Origin of the sequence: Pseudogracilibacillus sp. SO10305 (assembly GCF_037072005.1) — a bacterium.
Taxonomy (GTDB): Bacteria; Bacillota; Bacilli; order Bacillales; family Amphibacillaceae; genus Pseudogracilibacillus; species Pseudogracilibacillus intestinigallinarum.
This window is the reverse complement of sequence record NZ_JAXHDE010000001.1, coordinates 377,254-402,195: the sequence shown is the minus strand read 5'-3', so window position 1 is coordinate 402,195 and position 24,942 is coordinate 377,254. Positions and strand designations below refer to the sequence as shown.

Annotated in this window: 24 protein-coding genes; 8 read left to right on the top strand and 16 right to left on the bottom strand. The window is 33.8% G+C overall.

What is annotated here, in order from left to right; translation table 11 throughout:
* Positions 1–224: 224 nt before the first annotated feature.
* Together SPD45_RS02080 and SPD45_RS02075 are read right to left on the bottom strand one after the other, a co-directional pair.
* A complete protein-coding gene (locus tag SPD45_RS02080) occupies positions 225–692 on the bottom strand; it encodes a hypothetical protein (RefSeq protein ID WP_336265938.1) in 468 nt (155 codons plus the stop codon).
* 95 nt (positions 693–787) lie between these two features.
* On the bottom strand, positions 788–1,366 hold the full coding sequence (locus SPD45_RS02075) for a YusW family protein (protein ID WP_336265937.1): 579 nt from the start codon (positions 1,364–1,366) through the stop codon (positions 788–790).
* A 99-nt stretch (positions 1,367–1,465) separates the two neighbouring features.
* On the opposite strand from SPD45_RS02075, the gene pgeF reads away from it, so the two are divergent.
* From pgeF to SPD45_RS02060, 3 genes are read left to right on the top strand one after another with little or no spacing between them, the layout of a single operon-like run.
* Positions 1,466–2,230 (top strand): peptidoglycan editing factor PgeF, encoded by a 765-nt coding sequence (gene pgeF / locus SPD45_RS02070; protein ID WP_336265936.1) that lies wholly within the window; start codon positions 1,466–1,468, stop codon positions 2,228–2,230.
* On the top strand, positions 2,221–3,153 hold the full coding sequence (locus SPD45_RS02065) for a threonine/serine dehydratase (RefSeq protein ID WP_336265934.1): 933 nt from the start codon (positions 2,221–2,223) through the stop codon (positions 3,151–3,153). Before pgeF ends, SPD45_RS02065 begins: the two co-directional genes overlap by 10 nt.
* 21 nt (positions 3,154–3,174) lie before the next feature.
* On the top strand, positions 3,175–6,276 hold the full coding sequence (locus tag SPD45_RS02060; protein WP_336265933.1) for a hybrid sensor histidine kinase/response regulator: 3,102 nt from the start codon (positions 3,175–3,177) through the stop codon (positions 6,274–6,276).
* Between the two features lie 45 nt (positions 6,277–6,321).
* Here the strand turns inward: SPD45_RS02060 and SPD45_RS02055 are convergent, their stop codons facing one another.
* From SPD45_RS02055 to SPD45_RS02045, 3 genes are all read right to left on the bottom strand, one after another.
* A complete protein-coding gene (locus SPD45_RS02055; protein ID WP_336265931.1) occupies positions 6,322–6,759 on the bottom strand; it encodes a hypothetical protein in 438 nt (145 codons plus the stop codon).
* 183 nt (positions 6,760–6,942) lie between these two features.
* Positions 6,943–7,779 (bottom strand): YitT family protein, encoded by an 837-nt coding sequence (locus SPD45_RS02050; protein WP_336265930.1) that lies wholly within the window; start codon positions 7,777–7,779, stop codon positions 6,943–6,945.
* A 445-nt stretch (positions 7,780–8,224) separates the two neighbouring features.
* Positions 8,225–8,752 carry an STM3941 family protein gene (locus tag SPD45_RS02045; RefSeq protein ID WP_336265929.1) on the bottom strand — a complete coding sequence of 176 codons (528 nt, stop codon included), beginning with the start codon at positions 8,750–8,752 and terminating at the stop codon, positions 8,225–8,227.
* Between the two features lie 131 nt (positions 8,753–8,883).
* Between SPD45_RS02045 and SPD45_RS02040 the strand changes: the two genes are divergently transcribed.
* Positions 8,884–10,014 carry a DUF4145 domain-containing protein gene (locus SPD45_RS02040; protein ID WP_336265927.1) on the top strand — a complete coding sequence of 377 codons (1,131 nt, stop codon included), beginning with the start codon at positions 8,884–8,886 and terminating at the stop codon, positions 10,012–10,014.
* 111 nt (positions 10,015–10,125) lie between these two features.
* Here SPD45_RS02040 and SPD45_RS02035 read toward each other — a convergent pair whose 3' ends face one another.
* The 3 genes from SPD45_RS02035 to SPD45_RS02025 all read right to left on the bottom strand — a co-directional run bounded on the left by SPD45_RS02035 (position 10,126) and on the right by SPD45_RS02025 (position 12,064).
* Positions 10,126–10,581: a CBS domain-containing protein gene (locus tag SPD45_RS02035; protein ID WP_336265926.1), complete on the bottom strand. Its 456-nt coding sequence runs from the start codon at positions 10,579–10,581 to the stop codon at positions 10,126–10,128.
* A 22-nt stretch (positions 10,582–10,603) separates the two neighbouring features.
* Positions 10,604–11,497, bottom strand: a complete 894-nt coding sequence (locus SPD45_RS02030; protein WP_336265924.1) for a mechanosensitive ion channel family protein — start codon at positions 11,495–11,497, stop codon at positions 10,604–10,606.
* 105 nt (positions 11,498–11,602) lie between these two features.
* Positions 11,603–12,064 carry a hypothetical protein gene (locus SPD45_RS02025; RefSeq protein ID WP_336265922.1) on the bottom strand — a complete coding sequence of 154 codons (462 nt, stop codon included), beginning with the start codon at positions 12,062–12,064 and terminating at the stop codon, positions 11,603–11,605.
* A gap of 302 nt (positions 12,065–12,366) precedes the next feature.
* Here SPD45_RS02025 and SPD45_RS02020 point away from each other — a divergent pair, with 302 nt between their 5' ends.
* Entirely contained in the window at positions 12,367–12,999 is a 633-nt protein-coding gene (locus SPD45_RS02020; protein ID WP_336265921.1) for a GTP pyrophosphokinase, read from the top strand.
* A gap of 56 nt (positions 13,000–13,055) precedes the next feature.
* Here SPD45_RS02020 and SPD45_RS02015 read toward each other — a convergent pair whose 3' ends face one another.
* Positions 13,056–13,361: a DUF4282 domain-containing protein gene (locus tag SPD45_RS02015; RefSeq protein WP_336265919.1), complete on the bottom strand. Its 306-nt coding sequence runs from the start codon at positions 13,359–13,361 to the stop codon at positions 13,056–13,058.
* 285 nt (positions 13,362–13,646) lie between these two features.
* Between SPD45_RS02015 and SPD45_RS02010 the strand changes: the two genes are divergently transcribed.
* The 3 genes from SPD45_RS02010 to SPD45_RS02000 are packed head-to-tail and all read left to right on the top strand — an operon-like array spanning position 13,647 to position 18,567.
* Positions 13,647–15,611, top strand: coding sequence for an efflux RND transporter permease subunit (locus SPD45_RS02010; protein ID WP_336265918.1), 1,965 nt, complete (start codon positions 13,647–13,649; stop codon positions 15,609–15,611).
* The gene (locus SPD45_RS02005) at positions 15,604–17,361 is read left to right on the top strand and encodes a coiled-coil domain-containing protein (protein WP_336265917.1); all 1,758 of its coding nucleotides are present in this window, start codon (positions 15,604–15,606) and stop codon (positions 17,359–17,361) included. Before SPD45_RS02010 ends, SPD45_RS02005 begins: the two co-directional genes overlap by 8 nt.
* A gap of 18 nt (positions 17,362–17,379) precedes the next feature.
* Positions 17,380–18,567, top strand: a complete 1,188-nt coding sequence (locus SPD45_RS02000; RefSeq protein ID WP_336265916.1) for a DUF4317 family protein — start codon at positions 17,380–17,382, stop codon at positions 18,565–18,567.
* 86 nt (positions 18,568–18,653) lie between these two features.
* On the opposite strand, the gene SPD45_RS01995 is transcribed toward SPD45_RS02000, so the two are convergent.
* The 7 genes from SPD45_RS01995 to SPD45_RS01965 form a co-directional block, all read right to left on the bottom strand.
* Positions 18,654–19,052: a ribonuclease HI family protein gene (locus SPD45_RS01995; protein ID WP_336265915.1), complete on the bottom strand. Its 399-nt coding sequence runs from the start codon at positions 19,050–19,052 to the stop codon at positions 18,654–18,656.
* Positions 19,053–19,191: 139 nt separating this feature from the next.
* The gene (gene ptsP / locus SPD45_RS01990; RefSeq protein WP_336265914.1) at positions 19,192–20,910 is read right to left on the bottom strand and encodes a phosphoenolpyruvate--protein phosphotransferase; all 1,719 of its coding nucleotides are present in this window, start codon (positions 20,908–20,910) and stop codon (positions 19,192–19,194) included.
* 28 nt (positions 20,911–20,938) lie between these two features.
* Positions 20,939–21,325: a MaoC family dehydratase gene (locus tag SPD45_RS01985; RefSeq protein ID WP_336265913.1), complete on the bottom strand. Its 387-nt coding sequence runs from the start codon at positions 21,323–21,325 to the stop codon at positions 20,939–20,941.
* Positions 21,322–21,741, bottom strand: coding sequence for an FAS1-like dehydratase domain-containing protein (locus SPD45_RS01980; protein ID WP_336265912.1), 420 nt, complete (start codon positions 21,739–21,741; stop codon positions 21,322–21,324). Before SPD45_RS01980 ends, SPD45_RS01985 begins: the two co-directional genes overlap by 4 nt.
* On the bottom strand, positions 21,734–22,885 hold the full coding sequence (locus SPD45_RS01975) for a thiolase family protein (protein ID WP_336265911.1): 1,152 nt from the start codon (positions 22,883–22,885) through the stop codon (positions 21,734–21,736). The genes SPD45_RS01980 and SPD45_RS01975 overlap by 8 nt, the downstream gene beginning before the upstream one ends.
* Positions 22,885–24,336 (bottom strand): AMP-binding protein, encoded by a 1,452-nt coding sequence (locus SPD45_RS01970; protein WP_336265910.1) that lies wholly within the window; start codon positions 24,334–24,336, stop codon positions 22,885–22,887. The genes SPD45_RS01975 and SPD45_RS01970 overlap by 1 nt, the downstream gene beginning before the upstream one ends.
* Entirely contained in the window at positions 24,337–24,900 is a 564-nt protein-coding gene (locus tag SPD45_RS01965) for a biotin transporter BioY (protein ID WP_336265909.1), read from the bottom strand.
* Positions 24,901–24,942 lie beyond the last annotated feature (42 nt).

Sequence of the window (24,942 nt, the reverse complement as noted above, 5' to 3'; positions counted from 1 at the left end):
AAGATGTACAAGAGTCGACGTTCATTACAGGATACATGAATTTATCTTCAAAAGGTTGTTCCTGTCATTACTTCCGCGATAACCATCCAAGCACCAAGAACGATACCGATAAATGATATGAACTTTAATAATTTTAATTTTGTAAAATGGCCAATTACAAATAATAATACAGCAACAATTAAAACAGCAATAACGGTTGTTGATAAAATGACTCTCTCCTCCTACTATGTACAAAGTAAATGAATAACAACAGAGAAAAACAAACAATATCCTAAATATAAATGAATCATGCGTCGGCGATACGTTGTTCGGATGAATCGTAACCAACCGACAAGGACCATCGCAATTAAAATGATTAATGTAAGCAATCCTGAAAGCATTTTTATATTAGTACCTTGCCACCCAAAATAATAAAGTACGACACTTGCATGACCGATGATAAACATAAGTGCAACTGTACCAGTATATTTATGAAACGGTAATACTTTTTTTGAAAGTTTGGCAAACTGAATTTTTCGCTTTCGGCTAATATTTGAACGTATGGTGGAAAATACTGCATGCCTTGTCCAATTATATAGAATAAAAGTTGCTCCAAAACCGCCTAATATAATATGTATTCCTAATGAACTAGAAAAAACTTTCCATAACGCAAATATAAATACGAATGCGTTTGCAAAAAACCACATGCTCATAATTACACTTCTTTCAGTAAATGAATTTACTACTCAAATAATAGCATTATTTACATGAAAAAAGTAGTGAGAAGGGAATTTCCTTCTCACTACGTTTATTTTTCTTCTTCATATTCCAATTGTTTTCCATCATTGAATTGGAATTCTATATCAAATTCAATATAGTCATCAGATAAATCAAACGCGTTTAAAATTTGTTTGAAAACCTCTTGTTTTTCACTATTACTCGTTAAGTCTAACTTTTCTAGTCGTGGAAAAAGCTCCTCAAAGGCATCACGTGCTTTTAATTTTACACCATTAATATCATCTTCAACTTCTACATCATATGTTCCATCGTTATTTAAGTCTACTTCTGCTTCATATTCTTTACGATCGGCATATTTGATTTCTACTTGAAAATCATTGAAGTTTAATGTTTCCATTTTTTCTTTAAAATATTCTTGATCAGACGATGCCGTATCGGTTGTTCCGTCTGTGCTAGTATTGTCATTTGCACTATCATCATTCATATTGCCATCATTCGAATTATCATCGTTTGCGTTATCCATATCATTTTGTTCCGTATTAGTTGCATCATCATTTGGCATTGGGTCATTATTCAATTCCGTATTATCATTATTTCCACATGCAACAAGGACAAAAGAAAACATTAATATAAATAATCCTTTTTTCATATTATCACTCCATTCTTTCTTAATATACCCAAAAATGTTCTTTTAAAACGTCCAAGCGATGAATAGAACATGCTATAATAATGTTGGTGGTGAACTTATATGAAAATATTTATAAAAAATGACCAAATCCTCGCGTGTATGACGATGAAAGATGAAACGAAACTAGAAGCTAATAATATGGCACTTCATTCATGTAAAAATGAAGCGAATATTATCGAAAATAGAAAACGAATCGCAGCAGAGATTGGTGCTTCCATCGATGATTTTGTGTTTCCAACACAAACACATAGTGCTAATTTTTATAAAGTAACGGAAGCTGATAAAGGTCGTGGGGCAACGACGTTAGACGATGCGATTGCTAATACGGACGCATTATATACATTTGAGCCTGATATTGTTTTATGTAGTTTTTCAGCAGATTGTGTCCCGATTTTATTTTATCATGAAACAGCGAATGTGATCGGTGTGATTCATTCCGGATGGCGTGGGACGATTCAAGAAATTGCGAAAAAATTTTTTCAACATTTAATCGAACAAGAAAATTGCTCTGTAAAGGGTTTTCGAATTGTAATAGGACCGGCTATTTGCAAAGAAAAATTTGAAGTAGATGAAGATGTTGCATCCCTATTCCGAGAACTTGGTTATGCTAAGGAATGTATACATTTTAATCAAGAAAAGAATAAATTTTTCATTGATAATCAACAAACGATTATTCAACAATTGCAATTAATCGGAATAAAACAGCATCAAATCATGATCGATGATACATGTACATTTCAACATGAAGCAGGTTTTTCCCATCGACGTGATAAAGAAAAAGGCCGTCATATGGCGTTTATTAGGAGGTCAAAATCATGTCAATAGATGCAATTCAAAGGGCTAGTAAAAAAATACGACCGATAGTAAAAGAAACACCGATTCTAACATCCAAACAATTATCGGAAAAATGTAACAATGATATATTTGTGAAAGCGGAACATTTACAAACGACAGGTTCTTTTAAAATTCGTGGGGCAATGAATAAAGTTTCGGATGTAGCGGCTAAAGGAGAAACAGCAATTATCGCAGCATCTTCCGGTAACCATGGACAAGCCGTTGCTTTTGCAGCAAAAACATTCGGCCTGCAAGCGACAATTGTCGTTCCAGAAGATGCAGCAATACCAAAAATAAATGCTATCCAAGCCTATGGAGCGAACATTATTAAACATGGATATACGTCAGAGGAACGTATCAATTATGCAAAAACGTTAGAAGGAACGTTTATTCCTCCGTACGATGATCCACTTATTATGGAAGGACAAGGAACAGCTGGCTTAGAAATTTTAGATCAAGTAAAAGACATTGACATCGTTTTAGTACCTGTTGGTGGTGGAGGGCTTTTATCTGGTGTATTATTAGCGATTAAACAGACAAATCCAGCGATAAAAGTGATTGCATGTGAACCAGCCATTGCAGATGATACGTATCAATCCTATAAACAAGAAAAAAGAGTACATATCGGGCAAACAGAAACGATTGCAGATGGATTAAGAACGAGCATTCCTGGTGAAATGACGTTTCCAATCGTACAACAATATGTTGATGATGTCGTATTAGTGACGGAGGAAGAAATAAAAGCTGCGATGATGTTTATGTATGAAAGAATGAAGCAAGTTGTAGAACCATCAGGAGCCGTTACTATTGCAGCATGTCTAGGAAAAAAACTACAAGTAACAGGAAAACGTATCGTACCAATTGTCTCAGGTGGTAATGTGGATTTATTTTCATTACATCATTACTTACCATAGAGCAGCATAAAGGGGACTAATATGACAAAAAGAAAAATTACATTAAAACATATATTCATCATTATTCTTTTCGCAATGGTATTATTTGGTTTCCGTTATGTTTGGCTGCAACATTTTAGTAATTCTCAAAAAATTGAGGTAGAAAATGGTGAAGTATTCATAAAAGAGGAATTAGAAGGGGATAAACACGCACAATTAGTTGGCGAATGGGCTTTTTATCCGAATGAATTATTAGAAGAAGTGCCTATTGAAAATGAAAATCATATGTTTTTACAAGTCCCTGGCGGATGGTCTGATGGTTTTGAAGACGAAAGTACATATGGGTATGGAACGTATCATTTACGAATTCATGTTGATCCAGAGGAAGAGCAATCATATAGTTTACGAATGTATAGTGTACGTAGTTCTTCCAAAGTCATTACAAATGGATATAATGTTGGTAGCTCTGGAACAGTTAGTGATAAAGAGGAAACGTATGAAGCATTCAATGTACCTTATAATACATATTCTATCCGACCAGATGAAAATGGTATCATTGATATACTCGTTCAAGCATCTAATTTCACAGACCCTAGATCAAGTGGAATTGTTCGTTCTGTTTATTTTGGAACTGAATTAAGTATAGAATCTACGACTTATATTTCAAGTGTGCTCCAAGTTTTTGCTGGAACAATTTTTATTTTGCATACTATTTTTGCGATAATTATTTATTTTGTTGGGATAAGAAATAAGGAAATACTTTATTTTTCATTAGGTTTATTCATGCTTGCTATATTAAGTTTAAATGCGGGCGACGAAAAAATTATTATGCAATTAATAAAAATGGACTATGTTTTTTCCTATAAATTTTCAATGGTTATTTTGTTTATTCTAGCGTTAGCAATCATTCATGGATTAAAAAGAAATGTCCAACAAATCCATCCGAAAATAGTGCCAGTCTATTCTAGCATACTAATTATTTTAACAGTTCTTAGTATGATTGTTCCAATGGAATATTTAGTAACGGCAGACATGGTGACGATTGGGTCGGTTTTTGTATCGATGGTGATTGTAATTATTAGCTTAATTCGCTCAAAACTTTCTTTCAGTGATCATTTTGGACTTATATTAGCATCCGTTGCAATTATTAATCATTTTGCGTGGTTTAGCTATGCGTTAAAATCTGGAACAAAGGTTATGTTTTATCCATTTGATTTAATTATTGCCGTTATTTGTTTAGCGACTGTATGGTTTAAACATTATTATGATATGAACGTGAAATTTAAAATACAAGCGGATAAACTGGCAAAAGCCGATAAAGAAAAAGATTTATTTTTGGCAAATACAGCACATGAAATAAAGAATCCACTTCATAGTATTTTAAATATGTCGAGTGCTGTGTTAGAGCGTGAAAATAAATTTTTAGAAGAAGAGAGTAAGAAAGATTTAGAAACGGTTTTAGCAGTGAGCAAACGAATGACGATATTAGTCAATGATCTATTAGAAATGTCCCTTCTAAATGATCGTAAACCAAAGCTATTCATACGAAAAACATCTCTACAAGGTGTGGTGCAAGGTATCATTCATATGAATACTTACTTGCTTGAGAAAAAAGATGTTGAAATTGTTAATCGAATTAATATGGATTTTCCTTATGTGTTAGCAGATGAAAATCGTTTAACACAAGTCATGTACAATTTAGTGCATAATGCAGTGAAATTTACAGAACGAGGGACAATAACAATAGATGCGGATGTAGAAGATGGAACAGCTTATATAAGTATTACAGATACAGGAGTTGGAATAGATGAAGCAATATTATCTGATCTATTTTTACCGTATCATCAAGGAACGATTCCATATCAAGCGAACGAGGCTGGCGGACTCGGACTTGGATTATATATATCGAAGCAATTAGTAGAGCATATGTCTGGGGAAATTAATGTACAATCAACTATTGGAGAAGGAACGACCTTTACCTTTACATTACCTATTGGAGATGAAGCGGGTACATATGAGCATAAATCTATTATGAAAAACAATGGGGCACATGTGCATGATGGAGAAGTATTTACTGATCAAGGAATTTTATTAGAGGCACATGATGTGAAAGAAATTGCTCATACAGTAATAAGGGAAGGTCGACCGAAAGTAATTGTCGTCGATGATGATCCAATAAATTTACGTGTAATGGAAGTTGTTCTGCATAATGAACAATATGATGTAACGACTGCATTATCTGGTGTGGAAGTAATGCAAATACTTGAACAAGATGAATATGATTTAGTTATATCAGACGTCATGATGCCACATATGTCAGGGTTTGAATTAACGAAGAATATTCGAAAAAGATTTACGATGTCTGAATTACCGATAATTTTATTAACTTCTCGAGATCGGATTCGTGACGTCAAACATGGATTTGATGTTGGAGCCAATGACTATATTACAAAACCAATTGATGCTATAGAATTAAAAGCACGTGTAAAAGCATTAACAGATGTAAGAATTGCAGCACGTGATAGTTTATATTTAGAGGCAGCATTCCTACAAGCACAAATACAACCACATTTTATTTTCAATACGATTAATTCGATTTTCGCATTATCAGAGATTGATATAAATCGAATGCAAAAATTACTTGAAGCGTTTAGCGATGTGTTGCGAAGCAAGTTTCAGTTTAAAACGATGAAAGAATTTGTTGACTTAAAACAAGAGTTGCAATTAATTGAAGCATATTTATATATTGAACAAGTTCGTTTTGGTGATCGTGTGAAAGTCGTGTGGGAAATAGATGATTATAAAAATGTTCAAATACCGGCGATTACTATTCAACCATTAGTCGAAAATGCGATTTTACATGGTATTACAACCCGTTCTAGTGGTGGAACGATTACGATGAAAGTGATCAATTGTGAAAGAGAAATGGAGATTATCGTAGAAGATGATGGTGTCGGTATTTCTAAAAATATTTTAGATCGGATACACAACCAAGAAAGGGTTGGTACATCTGGTGTTGGTATTTACAATACAAATCTTCGTTTACTACGAACATATGGAAAAGGACTTCATATTGAAAGTGAAGAAGGTAAAGGTACAAAGGTATCCTTTAAAATACCGAAAGAGGAACCGAATCAACAATAAAAGGTCGTTTTCCCTTCCATAGAAAAAGGAAGGGGAAACGACCTTTTAGTTTGTAAAAACCTTCTTAACTCTCTCAGAACGGATAAAGTAAATAACCCAAATGATACTCATTGCTAAATTGAAAGTATCTAAACGAAATCCATCTACACCAACTAGATAAGATAAGTTCCATATGGCATGAATGACAAAATAAAAAATCATTAAATATGGAGTATATTTCTTTCGTTTGATCCAAGCATAGAATGTAATAATTAATAAGGGGATATAAGCAAAGTCGGTCCAATATATAAACAGGTCAAAGCCTGCTAATGTACTTGGATTTTGAAAAGTAACCATGACAATAGATCCGAGAAAAGTTAATAATGCTGCAATAAATGGTAAAATTAAAAAACCTTGAAAATGTGCATAAGGATGACTTGGATCTATCGGCATTTTCGGAATAAGTTCTTTTTTGTTTTTATGTTTAACAGATGAATCGTTCATCATACACGCTCCTTTAATCATAGCAAGTCCACTATGTATTTTACTAAATAGTGTATGGTGTTGCAATGAACACGTATAGACAAGATAAGTTCTAATTGTGATCCGTCTACAGTATAATTTTACAAATTAAATGATTCAAACAATAAAAATGGGTCATCCATGTGAGATGGATAACCCGTTTATTTATGGATTCATTGCGACGAACCCTTCTCCAAATACGTCACGAACATCGTGAATAGCGACGAAAGCATGTTCATCTGCCGCTTGAACAATTCGTTTTAATTTAACTACTTCTTGACTACTAATAACAATGTACAAAATTTTCTTCTCTTCTTGTAAATAATATCCATGTCCAGAATAAACTGTCACACCACGATTCATCTTCTTGTTGACGTTTTGAGCAATTTCATCTGGATTACGAGAAATGATTGTAACTGCCTTCTTCGTACTAAATCCTTCAATGATAAATTGCATCACTTTCGTTGCAATATATAGCATGACGATAGTAAGGAGTAATTTTTCGATTCCGATGACGAAATAAGATGATAATACGACAAGCATATCGAAGAATAACAATCCATAACTAATGTTCCAACCGAGATATTTATTTGTAATACTTGCTAAAATTGTCGTTCCGGCTGTCGTACCCCCTACCCGAATAATAAGGCCGATACCAGCTCCAACAATTGCTCCACCAAAAATCATATTTATAATAATTTCATTTGAATCGATCGCCCAGTTTCTCGTTAAATGTAAAAACAATGAATTTAATAGTACCGCGATAATCGTATACCCAATCGTATTCCGGCTTAAAAATTTATATCCAATGATTAATAATAAACCATTTAAAATAAAGTTCATTAAACCTGGTGACCAACCATATAAGTAGAACAAGATAATGGTAATCCCAGTTACTCCGCCTTCCCCTAAATCATTTCCTAATACAAATACATTAATTCCTACAGCGAAGATAAATGATCCAAACACGATAAAAGATAAATCATAGATTCTCTTTTTCATTCATTCCACCCCTCTATTTCATTATGTCCTAATCCGATTCACTTCAGACATAGTCAACAATAACATATTGCGTACTATTTTGCTTGAGATTTGCAAAAGAAAATAATAATAATTTTTGCAAGATATTATGGGTGGAATTTTACCATTAAATGTGCGTGATTTTAATAATCTATCGAAAATATATTCCTTTAATGAAGGGGAAAGAATAGTATTCACTCATGAAAAAGTTTATTTGGAAGATCATTGAGGAAAGTATGGATGTTCAACTGACATGTGAAGGGGAGATATATACATTTTATTAATTGAAAATGATAGAGAAATAAAAATGTAGAAAAAACTTCAAATAGAAGATACTAGAAGAATAGTCATCTTGAACTTAATCTTATTTAAAAAATCGAAACCTATTTTTATACAAGGTTTCGATTTTTATATAAATATATGTACATTATACTAGTTCGTTTTTATAAAATTCTTCCCAAAAATAATTAATCGCTTCTCCCAATTGTACGGGGTCACATTTTAAATTTTTATAAGGAATATTTATTTGGCTATCCATCAATTTTTTATTCATTTGATTCATTGTTTTTTGAAAAGCATTTGTTCGGTTAATAATTAAATCTTTATCATATGTGTAGATGGATAAGAAATGTTGCCTGCTGAAAGTGGTAAACTGGATATCTTTAATTTCATTCCATTTTACTAATCCGACTTGAAGAGCAGTAGAATGATCTGTAATCCCGTTTTCATCAATAATTAATGCTGGTTTATGTTCTATCGTCTTTTTGAATATGACAAGAAAACAAGCGCCGAAAAACAATATGCTAATGAAACCAATTCCTTTTATAATGCTGGGTGAATATGTAAGTTCTAAATCTAAAAACAAAAAAATGAACCCTAAAATAATAAATATAAATGAACCTAATAAAAGTACGAGCAATTTCAATTTATTTTGATATATGATGAACGGTGACAAGGTCCGACCTCCTAAACGATTATTATCTTCCATAATATCATAAGAAATAAATTACATTCAATATCAATTTCGGCTTAATTTTGCTATTCTTAAATATGGAGAAAATTATTCGTTATGTTGGAGGCATCATATTGAAGAAGACATATTTTTATCAATTTTTAGAGCCAGTATCTGAAGAGCTCGCATACAATTTACAAGAATTAGAAGGAACAATTTTTACTGGGCCACGCAAAATGATTGCCCATAGTCGAACATTAATGGAAGTTGTTTTAGATAAAGTGTTAATCCATGAAAACTTACGTTTAAGGGCGCCAGAAAATACGCTCGTTCATAAAATAGAAAAATTAGTAAAACATGAATTAATTTCATCTACACAAAAACTAGCATTTGAAGAAATTCGCTTATTAGGAAACAAGGCTACTCATGAAATACGAGAGTTTCGTTTTTCTGAAGCATTGAAAACATGGGAAAATATTCATGTCGTCATGAAATGGTTTGTAGAGATATATGTATCCTATAAAATAGATGTACCTACATATGAAGATCCAATGATTAATCAGGAATATCCATATGAATTAGATGAAATCCACGTTCGGCTAGAAAAATTTGAGCAATTGTTGAAAAAGTCGATGGAGTTTGAACGACCGAAAGAAGAAAAAGAAAAGGTTCAAGAAACCGTGCAGAAAGTTCAAATGAAAGAAAAGTTAACGTCTCTCCATTTAGACGAGGCACCAGGGGTTACGACTGTACGAACATTAACTTTCCAAGGGGAGGAAATTCATATCCCACATTTTTTAAGAGATGCATTTCTACTACCACAACGTTTTGAAAGGTCGGAACGGTTTTTACTACGATTAAATGAGGCACAGGAAGCAAGAATTATGAGTGAGTTGCCTACTTCGTTAGATAATTTTCATGAAAGAATTGTTCGATTTAATTTGTCGCATGTAGAACAATTTGTAGAAGAATTAAAAGTTTTCATTACGGAAGAAAAAAGAAGACGACTATTGCTACAAAAACGTTCAGGTGATTTATTTTTATTTTATGAAGGGGAACAAATAGTCGTTACAGATAAATTAGGAAACATCGCAATTACGAAGGAAACCTTCCCAGGTTCTCCCAGTTTAATAGAACAGCTCCATTCGGATGGCATGCAAATAGTGAAAGATTTACCGAAGGAATTTATCATTATTGGAAAGTATAAAGGAATTGGAAAAGGTCGTGTGACAAACTTCTTTGAACAAATTAAAGCGATGCAATAAAAAACTGGAAGGCAATAATAGCTTCCAGTTTTTTCGTTCTTTGGTGGAAAAGTTTCTCCACAAGTTAGTGAAGGGAAAGAAGCGAAATTTAATATGCCGCAAATTTTTATCTCATTTATCTTGAAATAAATATTGCATAATATCTTTACGTGCAACAATTCCAATTAATTGGTCCTCATCATCTAATACAGGTAGTCGTTTTATTTTATGGTGTACGAGCAAATTCGCTGCTTTTTCAACTGTATCGTCTGGATGGATCGTAATAAGCTCCGTAGACATTATTTCATGTACGTATAACCCCATTGTTTTTTTTACATCTTCAAAAAACTTATTTGGGTTATCTAAATAAATAATCCCGCCGAGAAATTCTAAATATGCAGGAGTTTGTACATCGGTTTTTCGACGAATTAAATCTCCCTCAGTTACTATACCGACTAATTTGCCAGCATCGTTTACGACTGGTAGGCCACTTAAACGGTTCGTCGATAAAATGTGGGCACATTTTTCAATTGTTGCATCTTCTTGTACGGTTATCACCTGTTTTGTCATAATTGTTTCTACTGTCATATGTATCTCTCCTAACGAAATATTATTGTACTTCTCTTGCATTCGTTTCATTGTCTTTTGAGTAGACGACCATTCGAGGTGATGGGATTTCAATGCCATGTTCAAATAAATAAGCTTTTACATCTTTACGAATTAATCTTGCACCTTCCCATTGCATGACAGGGAAGGTTTCAGCACGAACTCGCAATACATAGTTAGATAATTCTAATGCTGTCACACCTTGAATAAAAGGTTCATCTACAAACACATCCGGATAATTTGTTTTAAACGTTGGTAAAATATGTTTGATCATGTTTTCAACTTTGACAATATTCGTTTCATAAGGAATATTAATTTCAACCATAGCATACCCATTGCTTGCAGAGTAATTTGTTACAATATTAATTTGTCCATTCGGAATCACATATGTTTGCCCGTAAAAACTTCGTAATTTTGTCGATCTAAGACCAATTACTTCGACATCTCCCTCGATTGCACCGATTTCAATATAATCACCGACCGAAAATTGGTCTTCAAAAATAATGAAAAAACCGGCAATGACATCTTTTACGAGACTTTGTGCTCCAAAACCAATTGCGACACCAGCAATTCCAGCACCTGCTAACATTGTGCGAATGGGCACATCAAATATATCTAAAATCATTAAGACGACAATAAATAATAAAACATAGGATAATATATTTTTAGATAAGTTCTTTAATGTTTGTTCTCTACGATTTGATGTAAGACGAATCGGGATAGTTTTTTTATCTTTGAAAATAATATCAATAACTCGATAACCAATATTTCTCACGATAAATGCAAATAAAATAATGGTCACAATTCTTAATAAAGTTGTGCCAATCCAAATCCATAACTCCTCGCCAACAATATACGAGTATAAATTTTGCCAAACAGATTCCATAAGCTTAATCATTTCCTTTAATATTTATTATTTATATAATTCCCTAAACATATACACTTAAAACGTGGCTGGATGGAATACAATAAATAGTTTGTCATCTTTCATACTTGCGTTCGTTTATATTGCAAAGACCGCAATTTTTTCTAGATTTTTTGTGTGTTTTAAATATTGCGGTGAAATAAATCGGTTTAATATATTTGTTAATTTTACATTTGCACCATAATAATATGCTTGCACGATTAATTTAGAACAATAGTTTTTCTCTCTATTTTTAATATTTGAATTTAAAATCCAATAATCTTTCACATTACCTAAGTTTTCCGTCACCCATTTAGCGGCAGCCTGTGCACCAGATGGCGCTCGTAATAATGTGATTTTATCGCCTTTTCGATGTCGATTCCACATTTGATTGATCGTTAATGAATGTCCAGAAGGTTTTCCTGGAATGGATTCTTTTACAAGATAATCTGAACCAATCATTACTGTATGACCGACATAATAGGTTGAGCGGCCAATCGTTGAATATAAAATATCCCCTTGCTTCACTTCAATATTGCTATTAGGATAATATAATGTCATGTTCGTAAACTCCCTTAAATTCCGTCTTGTTTCTATCTTTTATTATATCAACCTTATTTAAAAAGAGAATGAAAGTGTTTGTTTGTATTTTTAATTAACATAATCGTGACTTTTGGATAGAAAAGTGATTAAATATGAAGTATATAAAGATAGTGGATTATAGACTTAATTTTTTGTTTTTGATGTCCTACATACTCCATGCATACATGTTATTGTTCTAAGTTATTTTAAATGCGAATATAAAAACATTATCCAAAGCTTTTATATTGACGAAGAATAGATGAATAATGAAGGTGATAATGATGAGTAATATTGATAAAATGATAACCCAATATAATACACGTAAAAATATGTATGAACAATATACTACCTATTTAGAATCGCTTTTAACTGCATTAATTGAAGAAAGTGACATTCATTATCATACGATTAGTGGGCGTACAAAATCAGAAAGAAGTTTATATGAAAAACTTAAAAAAGGTACTCATAAATATAAAACATTAGACGATATAACAGATATTGTCGGGGTGAGAATCGTTACTCACTTTGCTAGTGATGTGAGTGAGATAGCTGAATTAATTGAACGAGAGTTTCAGATTGACCGTGAAAATAGTGTAGATAAACGGAAGCAGATGGAAGTAAATCAGTTTGGATATATGTCGCTCCATTATGTGGCAGAATTGGATCCCAAAGGTTTAGATAGCGATGAATATGATGATGTAACAGGTGTAAAAGCAGAAATTCAAATTTGTTCCATATTACAACACGCATGGGCGGAAATAGAGCATGACTTCGGATATAAGGTGGAGAAACAAGTACCATGGGAAGTAAGAAGGGCGTTTTCGCGTATTGCTAGTTTGCTCGAAACTGCTGATTTAGAGTTTGATCGTATAAGAAATCGGATGAAAGAAGATGTAAAAAACGAAGATGAATAAAGGTTAAGACAGATGCAGATGGCATCATGGTCTTAACCTTTTCTTATTGTATGTACTTATTTGTCAAGATGGTCTAATTTTTCATTAATTTTATTCAATGATTCATGCATTTTGAAAAAGATAATTAATAGTTCACAGTACACACGAGTAAGTAAAGCACCGATAACGATAGTTGCAAGACCACCGATAAATACGATAAATCCTTCGCCACCTGCACCATATCCACTAAACATAATTGCTAAACCAGAGAAAATTGAAATAAGACCAAAAATTGCTGAGGCGATTAATCCAATCCAAAAAATAACTTTAATAATAACTGGAGTAATCATACTATCGAAGCTAACGAATTTTTTAATGTCCATGATTTTCCCTCCCTTCTTAACAGTAAATCTTAACAACATCAAAACGGAACGTCAACCTATTTTTGGGAAGATAGGAAGAAGTTCCCGTCTCCAAATGAACGATAGGATACCGTAGGAAATAGTTTCATTATTCGTTATAATAAAATGTAGGGTAGAAAGTCGAGGTGGAGGATCATACGTTTAGCAAACAATATATTAAATCATAAAAAATTAATTGTTATTATTTTTTTCATATTAATGGTTATTAGTGCCATTGCTCAGTTCTTCATCTCGGTAAATTATAATATGACAGATTATTTGCCAGAAGACGCACCTTCCACTGAAGCATTGCAAGTAATGGAAGATGAATTTGCAACTTCAATGACGAATGCGTATGTTATGGTCGAAGATGTGACCTTAATGGAAGCATTAGAAGTGAAAGAGGAGTTAATCGCTATAGATGGTATTTCAGATGTGCTTTGGTTAGATGATGTGACAGATATAAAAGTGCCACTGGAATACTTAGATGAAGAAATGGTGGAGACATATTATAAAGATGGGGCAGCCCTATTTGCATTTACTGTTCGAAGTGGGGATGAGGTTGCTGTAACAGATGAAGTATACGAAGTTATTGGTGAAGATGGTGCGTTAACAGGAGAAGCATTATCTACCGCGACACAGCAAAAAATGGCTTTTTCTGAAACGATGTATGCAGCAGGATTACTCGTACCTATCATCATTATTATTTTAATTATGTCGACAAATTCATGGGTTGAACCGTTATTTTTCTTAACAGCGATTGGAGTATCTGTATTAATTAATTTAGGTACGAATATCTTTTTAGGAGAAATATCGTTCGTTACACAGTCTGTCGCACCAATTTTGCAATTAGCAGTGTCACTCGATTATGCCATATTTTTATTACATAGTTTTAGTGATTATCGAAGAGATATGGAAGATCCGAAAGAAGCGATGCGATTAGCAATGAAGCGGTCGTTTCCAGCAATTATTGCAAGTGCCTCAACGACATTTTTCGGATTTATTGCACTATCATTTATGAATTTTGAAATTGGTTCTGATTTAGGGCTCAATTTAGTAAAAGGTATTTTATTAAGTTTTATAAGTGTGATGGTGTTTTTACCTGCACTTACTTTAATGTTCTATCATTGGATTGATAAAACGAAACACCGTCCATTTATTCCAGACTTTTCAAAAATTGGCCCCTTTGTGATGCGTGTAAAAGTACCAGTACTCATTCTCATACTCGTATTACTCGTGCCGACTTTTTTAGCACAAAGTAAAACGGAATTTATTTATGGCGTCGGAGAACAAGAAGAAGGAACACGAGAAAGTGTGGACGCTGAAAAAGTAGAAGCGATATTTGGAAAAAATACAGAGATTGTTATTCTCGTGCCGAAAGGGGATATCGCAAAGGAAAAAGCATTAGTTAAGTCACTTTCAAAAATTCCTAAAGTGACTAGCACTGTTTCGTATGTCAATATTGTCAGTGCTGTTATTCCGCCGGAGTTTTTAGAGGAAGAAGAATTAGAAAACTTCTATAGTGAAAATTATAGTCGTATTATTTTACATACGAATTCAGAGGAAGAAGGAGATAATGCATTTCAACTTATTGAAGACGTACAGGAAAAGGTAGAAAATTATTATGGGGATAATTTTTATATGTTAGGTGAAAGTGTAACATTATTTGATATGAAAAACGTCGTTCAAAAAGATAATAAACTCGTTAATATTTTAACGGTTGTAACGATTGCGTTTGTCTTGCTCATTACGTTTAAGTCGCTATCATTACCTGTCGTTTTATTATTAACGATTCAAGCATCTGTTTGGATCAATTTATCTGTGCCATATTTAACGAACTCTGCACTCGTGTTTATAGGATATTTAATCGTCAGTACAGTACAACTTGCGGCGACAGTTGACTACGCAATTTTATTAACAGTGGAGTATCGAGAAAATCGCCAACATATGCATGCAGTAAAAGCTGTGAAGAAAACAATAAACGAAAAAACGTTCGCAATCATTATATCTGCATCTATTTTATCAAGTGTTGGATTCATATTATGGTTGACATCGTCAAATCCAATTGTTTCATCGATTGGTTTATTATTAGGTCGTGGAGCATTGTTGGCATTTTTAATGGTATTATTTTTCTTACCAGCTATTTTAGTTATGTTTGATTCAGTCATTAAACGAACGACATGGAAAGCGAACTTTTATGAAACGAAGAAGGGGGAACAGGAAGATGTATAAAAAATGGATAGTTGTTTTAAGTGTAACTGTCATCTTTTTGCTAGCCCCATTTCATGCGATTGCAAAAGAAACATCGTTACCGAAAGATGAAGTTGTTTATGCGGTTTTACATGAAGATGGTCATTATGAGCAATTATATGTTGTGAATAAGTTTCAACTAAATAATGATGGAACATTTACAGATCATGGTGCATATGAATCCGTCAAAAATTTAACTAATTTAGAAGAGATAAACGTAGAAGATGAACTAGTAACGTTTACAGGGGCTGAAGGTGTTTTTCATTATGAGGGATTGTTGCAAGATGTCGCATTGCCATGGGAATTTCAAGTAACTTATTATCTAGATGGCGAAAAAGTGGAACCGACTCAATTAGCTGGAAAAGATGGACACGTAAAAATGACACTAACGTCCAAGCGTGATAAAGCTGGAGAGGAAACATTTTTTAATCATTATATATTACAAATTGGTGCCAATTTTTCCATGGAGAAAACGGACGATTTAAAAGCAAAAAAAGGAATGATTGCTAATGCTGGTGACGAATATCAGGTAACATTTACAGTCATGCCAGAGGAAGAAGCAGAACTAATCGTGGAAGCAGACGTAACGGATTTCCAATTTGGAGGATTTGAAATAAATGCAGTCCCTTCTTTCATCGATATAGAGGAGCCTGATGTGGATGAAATGGCAGGGGATATGAATACATTACAAAGAGCAATTCGTGAAATTAATAATGGAGTACTTCAATTACGAAACGGGTTAAGTGAGTTCCGAGGTGGAGCGAATGAATTATATAATGGTTCAGCTTCATATAAGGAAGGAATAGACATATTAGCAAATGAAGTAAGTGGGGCTACTGCACAATTAGACGAGGCTTTTAGTCAAGTAGATGAAGCTTTCAAAAATTTTGATGGGATGTCTAAGGAAGAAGTGGACACCATTATGTCGATGTTAGAAAATGTACCGCAAGGATTTGAAGAAATACAAAAAGAGTTACAAGCAATTAAAGATGATTTTATGAAAGCGAATGACGCATTAAATGATGCAGTCGAGAAGTTACCAAATGATACGTTGACAAAGGAACAAATCGAAGCTGTAAAAAATAGTGACTTAGATGACGGGACAATAAATGTTTTACTTCAATCATATGAGGCGACAAAGCAAATTAAAGAGGCTTATGATGAAGTGGAAGCGTACAACGATCAAGTTGTCGAATTGTTTGATACATTACTTACACAGATCGATGCGATAATGGGTGCTGCAGCCAATTTAGATGATGTAATGGGAAATCTTACAGATGTATCAGACGTCATAACAGACCTTTCTTCGATAACCGAGCAATATGAACAATTTCGTGATGGTATTGCAGAAATGACAAATGGAATTAGTACGTTAGCTACCACATACGGAGACATTCATGCAGGAATAGGGGAGCTTGCATCGGGTTCTAAAGAATTGGAAAATGGTGCCGCAACATTGTATGATGGTACGAGCGAATTGAAAAAAGGAACAGATCAATTGCCAGATAAATTAAAAGAAGAAATTGATGCTCTAATGGAAAAATATGACAAATCTAATTTTGATATGGTTTCATTCGTTTCAAATAAAAATGAAAAAGTAGAGATGGTGCAATTCGTTATGAAAACAGAACCGATTGAAACGAAAGAAGAACTTGTCGAAGAAGAAGAGGAAGACGAAAAAACTATGTGGCAACGATTTTTAGATCTGTTTTCGTGGCTTAAATTTTGGTAAGTATAGGGGAGAATCATATTGAACAAAAAAGATATTCAACATTTTCGTAAACATTTAAAAACAAATAGTGAATTATTATCCATTGATCATATATATTCTGCATATGTGATGAAAGAATCGAGTGAAGTTTATCATGAACAGTTGATTAGTTTTGATTTATTGGAGGAAGAACAAAAAGAATTATTTTTAAATAATTTTAAAAAGTTACTATCTGGACAATTAGACGAAAAAATGTTCGTCTTAAAATTTCAGCGCGATGTAGAAACAGAACAGCGAAGCGAAGAAATTTTATATGATGCTTTAACGAGTGAAGACCAACAATCTTGGCAAGCAGAAATTAGTTTATTAGTCGATAAAATGTTTCAGGAACGTCACTATGAAACAGATGTTGTCGTTACATTTATACGCGGAAATTACTTAAAACCAGGAAACAAAGGTTATGAAGATCGTGATGAAGCGGAAACAGATATCTTGCATAAACATGGATTTATTATGTGTACTATTAATAAAACACAAATGCCAAAGAGTGAATTGCTTTTTGACTATGTAGAAAAAGAATTTAAATATAATGTGATGATTGATCCGGTTATTAATTTAAAAGCACCATTGTCTGGCTTTTTATATCCGACTTTTACGGAAGGAGTTTCTAATGTAAATCGTGTATTATATGGTGCAGAGAAAAAGTTCAAAATTGATGATTACTTTGTGGAGCATGTATTAAATGCAGAAGATACGATGACGGCAGAAGATGATAAAATTGTTTTTGAGGAAGTCGTTAATCAACTTGCAGCAGAACAGTTAGACACGTCTACATTATCAAAAATGTATGAGGAAATTTATCAAGTTATTGAGTACCATGATGAGGAAGAGGAGACAGATCCGACGTTAGATTTTCGGGATGTAGAAGAAGTATTAAAAAAGAGTGGAGTGGAAGTTGAATCAACTGAAGCGGTCCGTACGGCATTCGAAACTGTCGCACAAGATTCACGTATTGAATTAAAAGCGGCAAATGTCGTACCGAAGGCAACTTCCAAATCGATAAAAATAAAAACAAAGGTAGCAGATGTCGCTATTCGCCCACAAGATTTAAAGTATGTTCGTCAAGTAAAAATGGATGGAAAACTTTGTTTAATGATTGAAGTTGAAGAGAATACGATGATTGAAGGATTTGAAATGATACCAGAAGCATTGTTTAAACAAGATTAACTTGAAATTAATTAGCATATAGTTAGGACAATTCGACAAATAGACAGTGATAGGTCATATGCTTTTAGTTACTGTATCGAATTGTTCTAACTTTTTTTATGTTCTTTACATACTTTTTTTGCTAAATTATCTGCATGCGTATTTTGACTACTTGCAATCCATTTGATGAAAAATAATGGAAAGGATTGGGAGAGATTGTGAATGTTTTTCATATATGCTTCAAATTGTTTATTTTTCACATAATTTTTATCGATTGCATCTACGACAATTTGACTATCAGTGCGAAAAGATAAAATATCGTTAGGATATTTTTCAATACAAATTTCTAATGCTTTTTGTACAGCATAAAATTCTGCTTCGTGATTAGAGCAATATGGGATGGTGCAAGAAAATTCATGTTGTTCTTGTCCATTTTTTATATAAATTCCGATACTACTACATTGCGTAATTTCATTCGTTGATCCATCTGTGTACACTTCTATCATGTAAACGGAGCTCCTTTCGTCATTATTGTAACATAAAAAAAGCCTCGATATTTAATCGAGACTTTTACATGAATACTCTTATTCAGTAAAATAGCGTGTTTGGACATATACCATTTCATTGCGAACGATGAAACTTTTACTATACGGTTACTTTTGATGATATTAATCGTTTTACTTCATCTGCATTTTGCATAGCTAAAGCTTGATGAACGACATCTTTCATTGTATCGACATTCATTTCTTGGAAAAACTGTCGCATATCGAGTATTTTAGATGGTGGCATTGATAATTCATCCACACCAAGTCCAAGTAGTAATGACGCAACTTCTTTATTACTTGCTAAATCTCCACAAACACTCACTTTTATTTGTTCCTTTTTACCAGCTTCTACAATCATTTTAATAAAACGTAAAATTGCGGGATGATATGGTTGGTACAAATGTGCGACTGTTTCATTCATCCGATCGGCAGCGAATGTATATTGAATTAAGTCATTCGTTCCGATACTAAAGAAGTCTACTTCTTTGGCAAAATGTTCCGCCATAATTGCTGCTGCTGGTGTTTCCACCATCATGCCTATTTTTATATGATCACTCACAGCATGTCCATTTTGTTTTAGTAATATTTTTTGTTCTTCTAGTAGTTCCTTTACTTCTTGCAATTCCTCCAACGTAGAAATCATCGGAAACATAATGTGTAAATTTCCGTATACACTTGCACGAAGGAGAGCCCGCAATTGTGTTTTAAATATTTGTTGTTCCGATAAAGAAAGACGAATAGCTCGTAAGCCTAAAAACGGATTCGCTTCTTTCGGTAAATCCCAATAATCTAATTGTTTATCTCCACCAATATCTAAAGTCCGAATGATGACAGGTACATTCCCCATATTTTCCAACACGGTTTTATAAGAATGAAAGGATTTATCTTCCGATGGAAAGTGATTGGAATTCATATAGGCAAACTCTGTTCGGAAAAGTCCGATTCCTTCCGCTCCATTTTCAATGACATGCTCTACATCGGCGCTAGAAGCAATATTCGCCAAAAGTGAAATGTTTTTTCCATCTGCAGTTGTTGTCGGTTCATCCCTTAATGCTAATAACGCTCGTTTTTCACGCTCTAATTGTTGGAAAACCCGTTCATATTTTTGAATCGTCTCACTTGTCGGATTCACATGTACGATTCCATTTATGCCATCAACAATTAAAAAGTCATCTTGATTGACGTTTTCTAATGCATCTTGTGCACCGCCTATTGCAGGAATACCTTGAGTGTGTGCAATAATTGCCGCATGAGAATGTCTGCCACCTTCTACGGTAATGAATCCTTGAACAAATTTACGATCTGCTAGGGCGATGTGAGAAGGTGTTATTTCCCGGGCAATTAAAATTACATCTTCGTTAATTTCGTTTACTGTGACGGTTTTTTCGTTCAATAAATAGGATAAAAGTCGGTTACTTACATCACGAATATCTGTAATTCGTTCTTTCATATATTCATCATCAATTTGTTCAAATAATGCAATATATTGTTCAATTGTTACTTCTAACGCCCATGCCGCATTTTGTTTTTCATGAATAATTAATTGTTCGACTGCCCGAATCATGTCTGGGTCTTTTAATAGAAGTTGGTGGGCATCAAAAATAGCAGCATTTTCTTCTCCTTGTTCTTCAGAAATTTTCTTCCGTAAATGAACTATGTCTGCTATGGATTGTTCTAAAGCTTTATTAAATTTTTTTAATTCATATTCTACATCTTCTATAGGTTCGTGTGTCACTGTATAAGATGGCTCATTTAAAATGAATGCACGTCCAAATGCTAAACCAGTTGATGCAATAATACCTTTGAAAGAAGGTTTCATATCGTTGTACACCCTTCCTCATTTGAAGTTAATTTTCGCTCCTTCTCACAAATACCATTTTACCATAAAAGGTCGTTTTATTATGAAAATTCGTACATGAAATTGTCGCCGTACATTTTTTAGTTGAATGATATGTGATGGTCGAACTTAATTCAAGTTTATCATGTATATAAATAGGGTGTACAAATTTTGATTTAACATTAGATAATGCCCATCCTTTTTCTAACAAAGGAGTACATAAGGTAGAATGAATGGCTAAGATAAGCATGCCATGTGCAATACGATCTTCGAATCCTTTTTCCTTAGCCGTCTTGAGACATAGATGCACTTTATTTCGGTCATTAGATATATCCGCATAAGTAGTGACAAGGTTTTCCGTTACTATAAAATGATGAACAATAGCGATTAATCTCAAGTTGTTTGCACCTCATATAAAAGTGTTGTTTTCATCGTCATTTGTTTTATTCCTTCTAATAAAACTGTTAATGTGTGATATAAAAAGAGTTGTTCATGAATTTTTCTAACATTCGTGAGTTCCATCGAAACATCATATGTTACTCCACATATTAATGGAAAGTCATAGGAGAAGTTTTGTTCAACTAAAATGACCGGATCATCGTTTGTGAGCCAAGGGATAGAAAGTTTTTGCCAAAAAAAACTAGCATATGTGTAAGGAAGGGGAATTCCTTCATAACCTAACTTTTTTGCATATGTTTTATCTTTATATAATACGGATGGTTCCCCAATTAATGCACAATAGTTAGCAACGTCTGTTGCACATATGCGTATTTTTTCTACTGGTGTTTTTTGCCCTTTTTTCCATTTATTCATTATTATAAGAGTCCTTTGCAAATAATGTGGCCAATCCTAAACCACCAGCAATACCGAGTGTTGCTAAAGCATATTTTGTATTAGTTCGCTCTATTTCAGTGCATAACCGACTAACTAAAATAGCACCAGATGCCCCATATGGATGGCCGAATGCAATGGCTCCACCAGACTTATTTAATGTCGTTTCTTTTATTTGTAATGCTTGCATAGAAGCGAGCACTTGAGAAGCAAATGCCTCGTTAAACTCAACTAACCCGATATCATTTATATGTAAATTTTGACGATGCAGTAATTTTTTGACTGCGGGAACTGGACCAATACCAAGTATATTAGGGTCGACACCTGCACTCGTTGCATCAATGAAATGAAGTTTTGGTTGTAAGCCGAGTGTTTTCGCTTTTTCACTAGACATAATTAGAGCGATTGCTGCACCATCATTAATTGGACAAGCGTTTCCCGCTGTTACAGTTCCTCCCTTTGAAAAAGCAGGTTTTAAACGACGTAAGAAGGAAAGAGATAATGCTTTTCTCGGCCCTTCATCGATTGTTTTACCGTGAATTGGTACAATTTCATCGGCGAAAACATTTTCTTCTTGTGCATGAATTGCCTTTTGGTGACTCCAATATGCAAATTCATCTTGTGCTTCTCGTGATATATGAAAAGCTTTAGCGACATTATCTGCGGCAATACCCATAGAAGGGTCACCGATTTCTGGTGTGGAAAAAGGCGCCCGATCATATAATTGTGGCATCTCATATAGACTTTTCGGTTTTGCCATCCGCCAAGGTGCTAAACTGCTACTTTCAACTCCACCAGCCAAATACATATCCCCGGCACTTGCTTGTATAAGGCGACACGCATAATTAATTGCTTCTAGGCCTGAGCCACATTGACGGTCCAACGTAATAGCAGGGATCTCAACGGGGAGATTTGCATGTAATGCTGCAACCCTAGCGATATTTCCACCAGGCCCGATGGCATTACCTAATATAACTTCGTCAATCGAATTTCGATCAATTTGATACGTTTCTATAATATGTTCGATAATTGGTGCAACTAATTGTTCAGGTTCTAAGTGTTTGAACATTCCGCCAACTTTTCCGATGGCAGAACGTTTCACCGTAATAATAACAGGTCGTTTCATTATTGCACCTCTTTCGTTTTATTGTTACCTAATTCTGAACGGATAATTTTTCCTGTGTTTGTCTTTGGGAATGCCTCTACAATCACATATTTTTTCGGTCGTTTATATCTTGGTAATGTTTGGCGGCATAATTTTTTAATCGTAGAAACAACGGTTGGCTCGTGACTACGTAGTTGAATATAAGCGACAGCAATTTGTCCAAATTTCTCATGTGGGACACCAATTACAACGGCTTGTTCTACTTGGTCATTAGAATGAATGACACGTTCGATTTCCACTGGATAAATATTATGGCCACCAGAAATAATCATATTGTTTTCTCTACCGATTAAGGAAACATAGCCAGCATTGTCGATAAATCCAAGGTCGCCAACACATATTCCGTATTCATTTTCTTCCAATATATGGTCTGAAATATATTGTGTACATGCAAATGGACTTTTAACGAAGATTTTTCCAATTTCACCAAATTGTACAGGCTTTCCATTGTCATTACAAATAGTAACTGTAACGGAAGGGAAGGGTACCCCAGTAACGTTTTGCTTTTTCTGATGAATAACTTCATTTTTATATGTAATATAACTTAATTCAGAAGCTCCGTAATATTCGAATAAAGAACGATTAGGGTATACTGTTTTCGTTTGTTCGTACATTTTTGCTTGCAACATGTCACCAGCAGAAATATACGTAATACTACTCATCGTTCGTGGCATTTTTACTAAATCATATAACATGGACGGAACAACAAAAATAACATTTACTGTTTCGGCTGTAATTTTTTCATATAAAATAGTTGCATCAAATTGTTCCATAGCATAAAAAGTAGCTCCACGATGGAGTGCATAGGTTGCCATACACAATGATAATGAATGTGTTAATGGTCCAGGTGCACTGATTGATTTAGTCGCGTCGATAGGAAAGACTTCCTCCATTTCCTCGAAACTCAAAAGCCATGAACGATGTGTACGAACGAAAAACTTCGGATTTCCTGAGGTACCCGAAGTTTGTCCAATATAAAATAAATCATCTTCTTTTGGTTCATATGGTGTATTACGTGGATGTGACAACGAAACATCATTTATATCATCCAAAAATAATATGTTTTCTTCACAAAATAAAAATTTATTAGGCTGGTTCGTTACGATCAACGAAGGTTGAATCGTATGAATAGCTTTTTGAATAGAAATATTTGTTTGTTGTTGATGAATTGGAAGAACAATCCATCCGATTGAAATTGCCGCAAAATATGTTTGTAAAAATGCAATCGGTTCATCCATGTATAGTACCATTTTCTCTTGTTTCTTTGTAGATTGTTGCAAAAGTATTTGTTGAATTGTTCTTATATTTAGACTAAGTTCGCCATAGGTAAGTTGTCTTGTCGCTGTTTCAATCGCAATTTTATTTGGATCGATTTTTGTTTTATCGTGTACATGGCATCCAATATAATTCATTTATGATGCAACCTTTTTTGGTATTTGTTCATTAATCGGGTACACTTGATATAATTTTACGGTTACAAATGCAGCGACGACAGCTTTAATCGTGTCACCAGGGAAAAATGCTAAAGATGATAATGCTGTTGCTAACCAAGGTGTCTCAGCTGTAATTGATAAATATGTAACACCTAAAACGTTCATTAAAACGACTCCAAATAGAAAATTAATTAAAATTAACTTCCATACTTTTAAAGATTGTGTAATTTTTTCTGTAGCATATCCAATGAAAAAAGCGACGACTGGAAATCCTAAAATATAACCACCACTAGGTCCGAATAAAACACCTAAACCACCACGACCTCCGGCTAATAGTGGTGCACCGGCTGCGATTAAAGCAATGAATATAAACATCGCAATGCCTCCGTGTCGTGCACCTAACACTGCACCAGCAAGGATCACTCCAAATGTTTGCAAAGTAATTGGGATTGGTAAAAATGGAATAGGAATGGGTGGAAACAATCCTAATACTGCTACAATAGCAACAAATAAAGATATGAACATCATATTTCTTAAACGCATGATATAATCTCCTTTTAAAATTGATATATATACAATAATAAA

What these genes read in the sequence shown, in the direction of transcription:
- SPD45_RS01965 (WP_336265909.1), bottom strand. Translation starts at nt 24,900, where the DNA reads ATGCGTTTAAGAAATATGATGTTCATATCTTTATTTGTTGCTATTGTA.
- SPD45_RS01980 (WP_336265912.1), bottom strand. Translation starts at nt 21,741, where the DNA reads ATGAATAAATGGAAAAAAGGGCAAAAAACACCAGTAGAAAAAATACGC.
- SPD45_RS02080 (WP_336265938.1), bottom strand. Translation starts at nt 692, where the DNA reads ATGAGCATGTGGTTTTTTGCAAACGCATTCGTATTTATATTTGCGTTA.
- ptsP (WP_336265914.1), bottom strand. Translation starts at nt 20,910, where the DNA reads ATGAAACCTTCTTTCAAAGGTATTATTGCATCAACTGGTTTAGCATTT.
- SPD45_RS01995 (WP_336265915.1), bottom strand. Translation starts at nt 19,052, where the DNA reads ATGATAGAAGTGTACACAGATGGATCAACGAATGAAATTACGCAATGT.
- SPD45_RS02015 (WP_336265919.1), bottom strand. Translation starts at nt 13,361, where the DNA reads ATGGACATTAAAAAATTCGTTAGCTTCGATAGTATGATTACTCCAGTT.
- SPD45_RS02065 (WP_336265934.1), top strand. Translation starts at nt 2,221, where the DNA reads ATGTCAATAGATGCAATTCAAAGGGCTAGTAAAAAAATACGACCGATA.
- SPD45_RS02075 (WP_336265937.1), bottom strand. Translation starts at nt 1,366, where the DNA reads ATGAAAAAAGGATTATTTATATTAATGTTTTCTTTTGTCCTTGTTGCA.
- SPD45_RS02035 (WP_336265926.1), bottom strand. Translation starts at nt 10,581, where the DNA reads ATGACAGTAGAAACAATTATGACAAAACAGGTGATAACCGTACAAGAA.
- SPD45_RS02055 (WP_336265931.1), bottom strand. Translation starts at nt 6,759, where the DNA reads ATGAACGATTCATCTGTTAAACATAAAAACAAAAAAGAACTTATTCCG.
- SPD45_RS01970 (WP_336265910.1), bottom strand. Translation starts at nt 24,336, where the DNA reads ATGAATTATATTGGATGCCATGTACACGATAAAACAAAAATCGATCCA.
- SPD45_RS01975 (WP_336265911.1), bottom strand. Translation starts at nt 22,885, where the DNA reads ATGAAACGACCTGTTATTATTACGGTGAAACGTTCTGCCATCGGAAAA.
- SPD45_RS02060 (WP_336265933.1), top strand. Translation starts at nt 3,175, where the DNA reads ATGACAAAAAGAAAAATTACATTAAAACATATATTCATCATTATTCTT.
- SPD45_RS02025 (WP_336265922.1), bottom strand. Translation starts at nt 12,064, where the DNA reads ATGACATTATATTATCCTAATAGCAATATTGAAGTGAAGCAAGGGGAT.
- SPD45_RS02030 (WP_336265924.1), bottom strand. Translation starts at nt 11,497, where the DNA reads ATGATTAAGCTTATGGAATCTGTTTGGCAAAATTTATACTCGTATATT.
- SPD45_RS02050 (WP_336265930.1), bottom strand. Translation starts at nt 7,779, where the DNA reads ATGAAAAAGAGAATCTATGATTTATCTTTTATCGTGTTTGGATCATTT.
- pgeF (WP_336265936.1), top strand. Translation starts at nt 1,466, where the DNA reads ATGAAAATATTTATAAAAAATGACCAAATCCTCGCGTGTATGACGATG.
- SPD45_RS02010 (WP_336265918.1), top strand. Translation starts at nt 13,647, where the DNA reads ATGACAGATTATTTGCCAGAAGACGCACCTTCCACTGAAGCATTGCAA.
- SPD45_RS02005 (WP_336265917.1), top strand. Translation starts at nt 15,604, where the DNA reads ATGTATAAAAAATGGATAGTTGTTTTAAGTGTAACTGTCATCTTTTTG.
- SPD45_RS02020 (WP_336265921.1), top strand. Translation starts at nt 12,367, where the DNA reads ATGAGTAATATTGATAAAATGATAACCCAATATAATACACGTAAAAAT.